The following is an 8861-nucleotide window of genomic DNA, read 5'->3' on the forward strand; positions in this document are numbered from 1 at the left end:
TGGCCCAGCGGCCGTTGCCGTCCATGACGATGGCCACGTGGTCCGGGAGTTGGGCGGCGGCGATCTCGGGCGGGCGTACGCCGTCGACGTGGGGGCGCGGCGGCAGGGGCGGGTCGGCGACCGGCACCGGCTGCCATTCGGGGCTGGGCTGCGCGGTGTCCGTGTCGGGGCCCGCGACCGGGCGGCCGCCGGGGGTGGCCGTGGTGGGCGGCAGGGTCAGCCGCCAGATCGCGGCGGCGCGGGCGCGGGCCGGGCCGAGGACGCGCCACTGCTTGTGCCGGGGGACGCGTACGGGCCGGCTCAGTGCGGCGGGGCCCGCGCCTATGATCGCGTCCAGCTCCGCGGTGAACAGGTCGACGGTGGTGTCCAGGACGATCGCCGGCCCCAGCGGCAGGCTGCCGCGCAGGACCCGGCGGGCGCCCTCCAGCCAGGCGCGGGCCTCACCCGTGAGGTGGGCGATGAGCCGCCGGACCGCGGGGGTCCACCGGCGGGCGATCAGATCGGCCGGGGCGACCTGGAACCGGTCGAGCACCTCGGTCGGGAACCAGACATGGCCGCCGTCCAGGTCCTCGGGGAGGTCGCGGAGCATGTCCGCGAGGAACAGCCCCTCCACGAACCGGGTGAAGCCCGGCACGTCCCGCAGCCGTACGGGGACGGGCAGGCCGCATCGCACCAGCAGCCGCATGAACTGCTCGGGCCAGCTGATGTTCTGCGCGTGGGACCGTTCCCGCCACTCCTGCCAGGTGGCGACGGACTGCCGGTCGCCGTCCCGCTGGACCGCCTCCAGCGCGCCCAGCAGGTCCCCGAGGTCGAGCCCCCAGTGCCAGACCGCGTCGGTCAGCGCGAGCCGGATCGGGTCGTCGCTGGTGCCGCTCGTGAGGTCGGCCTCCAGCGCCGTCCGCCACTCCTGGAGCCGGGCGGCGCGCTCCTCGGGGGTGCCGTCGGTGGAGTCGAGCAGGTCGTCCGCGTGGGCGAACGCCGCGTACAGGGCCCAGCAGGCGGGCCGGGCCGCCGGGGGCATCAGACCCATCAGGGCGTACTCGGTGGGCCGCGTCGTGCGGACCAGGCGGCGGCACTCGTCGTAGGCGGCGTCGAGTGCCGATCGCTGTCGCCCGGACTGCGCTGTGCTGCGACGCATGGGGTACCCCGCATACCTTCGAATGGAACCGATGGGACCGACCCGGGTGACAGCGATCGCCTGCGATTGGCTGCGATCGCTGCCCCCGAGCAGTGCCGGAACCGCTGAAACCATTCGAACGCGGAGCACGGCCACGCCTGTCTGCGACATTATCAGCCGCAAAGTCGCCGCACAGGCGCGGGCACGGCGGTCACAGCCGGGGGTCGACCGGCTCCGACTCCAGGGCCAGTACCCCGAACACCGCCTCGTGCACCCGCCACAGCGGCTCCCCCTCGGCGAGCCGGTCGAGGGCCTCCAGACCGAGGACGTACTCGCGGATGGCGAGCGACCTCTTGTGGTTGAGGAAACGGCCGCGCAGCCGGGCCAGGTTGTCCGGGCGGGTGTACTCCGGGCCGTAGATGATGCGCAGGTACTCCCGGCCCCGGCACTTGATGCCGGGCTGCACCAGCCGCCCCTGCTCCGTGCGGACCACGGCACCGACCGGCTTCACGACCATGCCCTCGCCGCCGCGGCCCGTCATCTCCAGCCACCAGTCGACGCCGGCGCGGACCGAGTCCTCGTCACCGGTGTCCACGAAGAGGCGCCGGGTGGTCTGCAGCAGTCCGCTGGCGTCGAACTCGACGAGCCGGTCGATCAGGGCGAGCTGCTCGTCGTGCGGCAGCGCCGCGAGGCTGCGGCCCTGGACGGCGAGGATCTGGAACGGGGCGAGCCGCACCCCGTCCAGGCCCTCGGTGGGCCAGCAGTAGCGCCGGTACGCCTCGGTGAACGCGGCCGCGTCGGCGGCCCGCTCCCGCTGCTTGTCCAGTAGTGCGCCCACGTCGACGCCCCGGGCCGCCGCGCCCTCCAGGGCGGCCAGCGCCCCCGGGAACACCGCGCCGGACGCGGCGCCGACCGCCGCGTACTGGGTGCGCAGCAGCCCGGACGCCTTCAGCGACCACGGCATCAGCTCGGCGTCGAGCAGCACCCAGTCGGTGTCCAGCTCCTCCCACAGCCCGGCCGCCGTCATCGCCTCGCGCACCCGGCCGAGGACCAGCTCGGTGCGGGCCTCGTCGTCGAAGAACGGGCGGCCGGTACGGGTGTAGAGGGAGCCGGTGGGGCCGTCCACACCGAAGCGGCGACGGGCCGCGTCCGCGTCACGGCAGACCAGGGCGACGGCCCGCGAGCCCATGTGCTTCTCCTCGCACACGACCCGCGCGACCCCGTCCTCCTTGTACTGCGCGAACGCCTCCGCCGGGTGCTCCAGATAGCCCTCGACGTGCGAGGTGGCCGTCGGCGCCATGGTCGGCGGGAGGTACGGCAGCAGCCGTGGGTCGACGGCGAAACGGCTCATGACCTCCAGGGCGGCGGCCGCGTTCTCCTCGCGGATCGAGACGCGGGCCTGGCCGTCGTAGCGGGTCTCGACGATACGGCGGCCGTGCACGTCCGCCAGGGCCAGCGGCCGGCCCTCGTGGCCGCCGGGCGCCTCGGAGGCCAGCGGCCGCGTCGGCTCGTACCAGACCTGCTCCGCCGGTACGTCGACCAGTTCGCGCTCCGGCCAGCGCAGCGCGGTCAGCTTCCCGCCGAACACGGCGCCCGTGTCGAGGCAGATGGTGTTGTTCAGCCAGGTGGCCTGCGGCACCGGGGTGTGGCCGTAGACGACGGCCGCGCGGCCCCGGTAGTCCTCCGCCCACGGGTAGCGCACGGGCAGCCCGAACTCGTCGGTCTCCCCCGTGGTGTCGCCGTACAGGGCGTGGCTGCGCACCCGGCCGGAGGTGCGGCCGTGGTACTTCTCCGGCAGTCCGGCGTGACAGACGACCAGCTTCCCGCCGTCGAGGACGTAGTGGCTGACGAGTCCGTCGATGAACTCCCGTACCTGCTTCTTGAACTCCTCGCTCTCGCCCTCCATCTGCTCGATGGTCTCGGCGAGGCCGTGGGTGTGCTGGACGTTGCGACCCTTGAGGTAGCGGCCGTACTTGTTCTCGTGGTTGCCGGGCACGCACAGCGCGTTGCCCGAGCCGACCATGGACATCACGCGGCGCAGGACGCCCGGGCTGTCCGGACCGCGGTCGACGAGGTCGCCGACGAAGACGGCCGTACGGCCCTCGGGGTGGACTCCGTCGACGTAGCCGAGCTTGCCGAGGAGTGCCTCCAGCTCGTGGGCGCAGCCGTGGATGTCGCCGATGATGTCGAACGGGCCGGTGAGGTGGGTGAGGTCGTTGTAGCGCTTCTCGGTGACGATCGCGGCGTTCTCGACATCGGCCACGCCCCGCAGGACGTGCACCTTGCGGAAGCCCTCGCGCTCCAGGTGGCGCAGCGAGCGGCGGAGTTCGCGGATGTGGCGCTGGATGACGCGGCGCGGCATGTCGGCGCGGTCGGTGCGGGCCGCGTTGCGCTCGGCGCACACCTCCTCGGGCACGTCCAGCACGATGGCGATCGGCAGCACGTCGTGCTTCCGGGCCAGGTCGATGAGCTGCTTGCGGGACTCCGACTGCACGCTGGTCGCGTCGACGACGGTGCGGCGGCCGGCGGCGAGCCGCTTGCCGGCGATGTAGTGCAGCACGTCGAAGGCGTCCTTCGTCGCGCTCTGGTCGTTCTCGTCGTCGGAGACCAGGCCCCGGCAGAAGTCGGAGGAGATGATCTCGGTGGGCTTGAAGTGCCTGCGGGCGAAGGTCGACTTGCCGGAGCCGGAGGCGCCGATCAGGACGACGAGGGAGAGGTCGGTGACGGGCAGGGTGCGCCCCGGGGCCTTCTGCACGCCGGTCTCCACGGTGGTGTCGCTCATGCCGCCTTCGCCTCCTTCTCGTTCATGTCGCTGATGCTGAACACGGCCATCTGGGTGGGTGGCCCCACCTCCGGGTCGTCGGGCCCGACGGGCACGAACGCGACGTCGTAGCCGTGCCGTTCGGCGACCGTGGCCGCCCAGGCGCGGAACTCCTCGCGCGTCCACTCGAAGCGGTGGTCGCCGTGGCGGACGTGGCCGGCCGGGAGGGTCTCCCAGCGGACGTTGTACTCGACGTTCGGGGTGGTCACGAGGACGGTCCGGGGGCGGGCCGAGCCGAACACGGCGTACTCCAGGGCGGGCAGCCGGGGCAGGTCGAGGTGCTCGATGACCTCGGAGAGCACGGCGGCGTCGTAGCCCTTGAGCCGGTTGTCGGTGTAGGCGAGGGAACTCTGGAAGAGCTGCACGCGCGAGGCCTGCCGCTCCCCCATGCGGTCGAGCTTGAGACGGCGGGAGGCGATCGTGAGCGCACGCATCGACACGTCGGTGCCGACGATCTCGGTGAACCGCGGGTCCTTGAGCAGCGCCTGCACGAGCTGGCCCTGCCCACAGCCGAGGTCGAGCACCCGGGCGGCACCGGAGTCCTTCAACGCGGCGATGATCGCGTCGCGGCGGAGCACGGCGAGGGGCGTGGGCCTGTCCTCGGTGGTCACGGCGGTCTCGGCCGGGCCGTCGGCGGTGGCGGGGACGGCGCCGTCCGTTGCCCCGGCCGTCCCGGCGGCATCGGAGGCACGGGAGGCATCGGTCGCCGCCGTCTCCTCGGTCTCCTCCGTCTCCTCCGGCTCCTCGACGGCGTTGTCGATCTCCTCGACCTCGCTGTCGTCGGCCTCGGCCAGCCGTACGAGTTCCAGGCGCTCCATGGCCTGGCGGGTCAGCGACCAGCGGCGGGAGAGATAGCGGCTGGTGATCAGCTTCTGCTCCGGGTGGTCGGGCAGCCAGCCCTCACCGGCCCGCAGCAGCTTGTCGACCTCGTCGGACGACACCCAGTAGTGCTTGGCGTCGTCGAGGACCGGCAGCAGGACGTACAGGTGGCGCAGTGCCTCGGCCAGGGTCAGGGACTCCGACTCCAGGACCAGGTGGACGTAACGGGAGGCGCCCCACTCCGGGAACTGCGTGTCGAGCGGCACCGCCTCGGCGGTGACCGTCCAGCCGAGCGGCTCGAACAGCTCGGCGACGAGGTCGGGGCCGCCGCGCGCGGGCAGCGCGGGTATCTCGATGCGCAGGGGGCGGGCCTCGCCCGGGGCGTCGGGCCGGGCGTTGCAGCGGCCGCTCATCGCGCTGGAGAAGACGCTGCTCAGCGCGACGGCGAGCAGGGAGGAGGCCGCGTACGGGCGGTCGTTGACGTACTGGGCGAGCGCCGCGTCCGGGGCGCCGCCGCGGCCCTTGCCCTTGCCCCGCCGGACCAGGGCCACCGCGTCCACCTCCAGCAGCAACGCGGCTGTGCACCGCTCGACGCCCGCCTCTGGGTAGAGGACGTGCGCCTTGCCGTAGGACGTGGAGAACGCTTGCGCCTTGTCGGGATGCTTGTGCAGCAGGTAACCGAGGTCGGTCGCGGGGCGCTCTGGGGTGCCGGTGGTACTGATCGTCAGGAACACGTGGGGTTGGCCTCGAGTCGGGTTGGAAGTGTCCCTACAACCTACAGAGAACGTGCTGTGGGCAGTGAGTATTTTCGGGCCCTGACCGTCGGCGTCCGTATCGGTGGGGCCGGGATCTCCGGCTCCATGTCCTCGATCGGGCCGACGTGGAAGACGCCGGCGTTGTCGACCAGGACCGAGGCAACGCTGGATGAGGCAGCGCCACGTCACGAGATGAGGCAGCGCCACGTCACGAGGACAGGCCTTCCTCGCTGACGTCGACGGCCAGCATGCCGCGGAAGGGGTTCGCGAGATTCCTTTCACGCCGTCCGATGTGCAGGTTCGCCAGACCCTTCACAAGGAGGATCGAGAAGATCGCGCCCCAGGTGACCCAGGCACCGGTCCAGGCGGCCAGCAGTTCAATGGAAAGGAAAAGGAGACAGGGAGCCCAGAGAAACAGGCACATGAGGTAGATGATTTCCCAGGAATCCGAGTAGTGCGCCATCCTCCGGATGGTCGTATGGACCACGATCACCGCGACGGACAGAGCCGCGCACACCCAACTGGCCACCCCGGACAGGGCCGACCAAGGGGCCTGCGCCGCCGGCACCCAGGACACCTGGTATCCGCTCATGGTGGTCAGCGCCCTCGCGCCGGCCGCGAACGCCAGGAGTGCGACAGAGAAACGGAACACCCACTGCATGGCGTTCTTCAGCAGGACAGGAGAGCGAGGAGGGGGCGCGCAGGCCTCTTGCCACTCGCTCTTCGTCAGTGGGGCGTGCTACTCCTTGTGCTCGATGAGGCGGACCAGGATGAGATTCTCGATCTCGGCCGGAAGCAAGGACGGCAGGTGACGGTAGAGAGGGGGCAGCAAGCGATGTTTACCGAACACCTCGGCGAACTCCGCGCGCCGCTCATGGGAGTTCAATGAGCTGACCCACTGATGGATCTGCTGGCTGGTCGCGGCTACTCGTCCATGCCGAAGGTGCGGCGGGAGCGACGGCTGGTTGTATCGGTATCTCTCGATGCCGAGAGCGGCCAGCGGAATCCCGATCCTTCGGTCGATCTCTCGCACCTCGATGGGCTCGTCCGGCTTCGGCGGGTCGCTCGCGTTCCCGTCCAGATGACCGTTGTCCAGCAGAAATCCGATACGGCCCGCTATGAGGCGGAGTTCCTCCGACGGCTCACTGGAACTCCACAGCCAACCGTAGCTGCCTCTCCCATTGACGATCTGCGGTGTCTCGCACTCCCGCAGCGCCTCCTCCACGTCGGGGACCCTCATCAGCCAGGCCAGCAGCCATGCCGCTCGACGTGACACGGCAGACGTCGGCCACAGCAGTGACGCGAGTTCGATCGCCGCCGCCGGTGTGCCGATTCTCGCCAGTGCGTCCACGGCCCACACCTCCGAACGTGCGCGCGCCGCATGCGCGAGCTGGGGAATGGCGATCTCCCCCATGGCCCGTAACGCCGCACGGGCGCCGGCCCGGCGGCTCTGGTCCTGCTCGATCTCGCCGAGGTGAATCGCCGCTTCCTGCCGGTCGGATGCCGCCAAGGCCCGAAGTGCGGCGGCCTGACGATCCGAAGGCGTTTCCCAAGCGATCCCTCGGAGAATCTCGAGCGTCTCGTTCCCCCGGGGTGTGTTGTTCGCCGCCAGCGCCCCGAGTGCGTTGATGACGGCGGCGCTCTCCTGCCCCGAGACGTCGAGGCGGCTCATGAAGTAGTCGATGATCTCCTCGGCGGTCTCCGCGTTCACGGAGGTGGCGTCCGCGAGACTCTCCAGCGCGAGGATCTTGCTGTCCAGGGACGAGCTTCCGAAGATGCTCGTGACGACCGGGGTGCAGTCGACGCTGGCAACGGCACACCAGAGTTTGACGACCTCACGCCAAGCGCCCGGGTCGTCCTGGTAGCTCTGCAGCAGTCTCGTGGGAGAGTCGTGCAGAGACTGGGCCGTCAGGAACTCCTGCAACGTCAGGTGCGCGAACCCGTACTGACTCTTCACCGCGTCCAGCGGGCGCAGCAACTGACTCCGCTCGACGATCTCGTCCCGCAACTGCAGCAGGTCGTCGGTCTGCATGTCGAAGCCGGGAAGCAGCTCACGGATGACCGCCTCCAGGCGTTCCCCGGAAATGGCGAGACGGTCGTCGCGGCCGGGAGGAGCGTCGTGCATGGCCAGCGCGATGCGCTGAAGTGTGAGCAGCTTACGATTCGCGTGGTAGCGCGCGATGGCGCGGGTGCGACCCAATTGCCGGTCGCGATCGAGGAGATGAGCGACGGCCTCTTTGTAGAAGCCGGCGCGAGAGCTGGGGAGCGGCCCGAACGCCTCCGCCCGGTCTCCCGACTGCAGATACGCGATGATGGTGAGCAGCAAGGGCCTTCGCGCTATGCGCATCAACTCACGGTTGCTGCGGAGCGACGATATGACGCGCTCCACGTTCAGCTCGGCCTCGGCCTTGTTCCAGTTCTGCAGGAAACGCCTCATGGACGCATCGTCGAATTCCGCGATGCGAACGACGTGGTCGAACTCGGGATTGAGCTGCCCGTCGTACACAGCGGTCCGACAGGTGACGATCATCGGGCAGTCGAGATGTGTCCGGGCGAATTCACGGAGCCGATGCTCCACGCGCTCGCGGTCTTCCCTGCCCACCTCGTCGAGACCGTCGAAGAACACCCTCAGTCGACCGGAGTCGAGCAGTCTGCCGACCAACGACGAGGCTCCGGGGACCTTCGCCTGGTTGAACTCCGCGACGATCAGGTCACGCAGACTGTGGTCGGACGCGTTGCACTGGTGCAGGTTGACGATGACGGGTATGTCCTCCTCGTCCTCCCGTTCAGCCCAACGCAGGATCTCGGTTTTCAGAAGCAGCGACTTCCCCGCACCCGGTTCGCCCAGCACGACGATCCTCGAAGCGCTGCTCAACGTCTCACGCATATCGGTGCGCTCGGTGCCGCAGGACGACTGCAGAGGCACGTAGATACGCCGGATATCGATGTTCGCCGTGTCGAACCCCAGCGGGTGCTTCCCGTGCCATGATTCGGCGCGCCGGCGATACCTCCGCAGCTGGCGGCCCCCGCCTCGCCGGACTGCGCCCCGTCTGTGAAACAGCGCTCGGTACGTACGCGCCATGAACTCTTTCACCGAGTTGTTCCCCACGGCTGCATCCTAGAGATGCCGACCGCGGCGCTGGCGCGCATTGCCGGAAGGCGTCAGGTCGGGCAGCACGGGTCGGGTCGGCCGCCGCGTGCGACGATCGGTAGAGGCGCCGGGGACGGTGCCTCGATCGATGGGGGCGCCGAAGACGGTGCCTCGATCTGGGACGAGGGCTGAGCGGAGGGCACGCGGGACATGGGGACGCAGCGGGATCGTTGGGCGGAGCTGACGGGCGGGCAGGGC

Annotated in this window: 5 protein-coding genes; all 5 read right to left on the reverse strand. The window is 70.2% G+C overall.

All coding sequences use genetic code 11. The features are described from left to right. Nucleotides 1-1138, reverse strand: a 1138-nt coding sequence (locus tag AOK23_RS24890) for a squalene/phytoene synthase family protein (protein WP_169800328.1), incomplete at its 3' end; no start/stop codon positions are given. A gap of 190 nt (nt 1139-1328) precedes the next feature. After that, complete coding sequence (locus tag AOK23_RS24895) at nt 1329-3899, reverse strand: polynucleotide kinase-phosphatase (protein ID WP_055714876.1); 2571 nt, start codon at nt 3897-3899, stop codon at nt 1329-1331. Beyond that, nucleotides 3896-5491 (reverse strand): 3' terminal RNA ribose 2'-O-methyltransferase Hen1, encoded by a 1596-nt coding sequence (locus tag AOK23_RS24900; protein WP_055714877.1) that lies wholly within the window; start codon nt 5489-5491, stop codon nt 3896-3898. The genes AOK23_RS24895 and AOK23_RS24900 overlap by 4 nt, the downstream gene beginning before the upstream one ends. A 229-nt stretch (nt 5492-5720) precedes the next feature. After that, on the reverse strand, nt 5721-6173 hold the full coding sequence (locus AOK23_RS24905) for a hypothetical protein (protein ID WP_055714878.1): 453 nt from the start codon (nt 6171-6173) through the stop codon (nt 5721-5723). A gap of 78 nt (nt 6174-6251) precedes the next feature. Then, nucleotides 6252-8621 carry an NACHT domain-containing protein gene (locus AOK23_RS24910; protein ID WP_157878144.1) on the reverse strand — a complete coding sequence of 790 codons (2370 nt, stop codon included), beginning with the start codon at nt 8619-8621 and terminating at the stop codon, nt 6252-6254. Nucleotides 8622-8861: the final 240 nt, after the last annotated feature.

The organism is Streptomyces torulosus (genome assembly GCF_001419765.1).
GTDB classification, from domain to species: domain Bacteria; phylum Actinomycetota; class Actinomycetes; order Streptomycetales; family Streptomycetaceae; genus Streptomyces; species Streptomyces torulosus.

Bases quoted from the DNA above. Each gene is read 5' to 3' on its own strand.
- AOK23_RS24895 (WP_055714876.1), bottom strand. From the start codon at position 3,899: ATGAGCGACACCACCGTGGAGACCGGCGTGCAGAAGGCCCCGGGGCGC.
- AOK23_RS24905 (WP_055714878.1), bottom strand. From the start codon at position 6,173: ATGCAGTGGGTGTTCCGTTTCTCTGTCGCACTCCTGGCGTTCGCGGCC.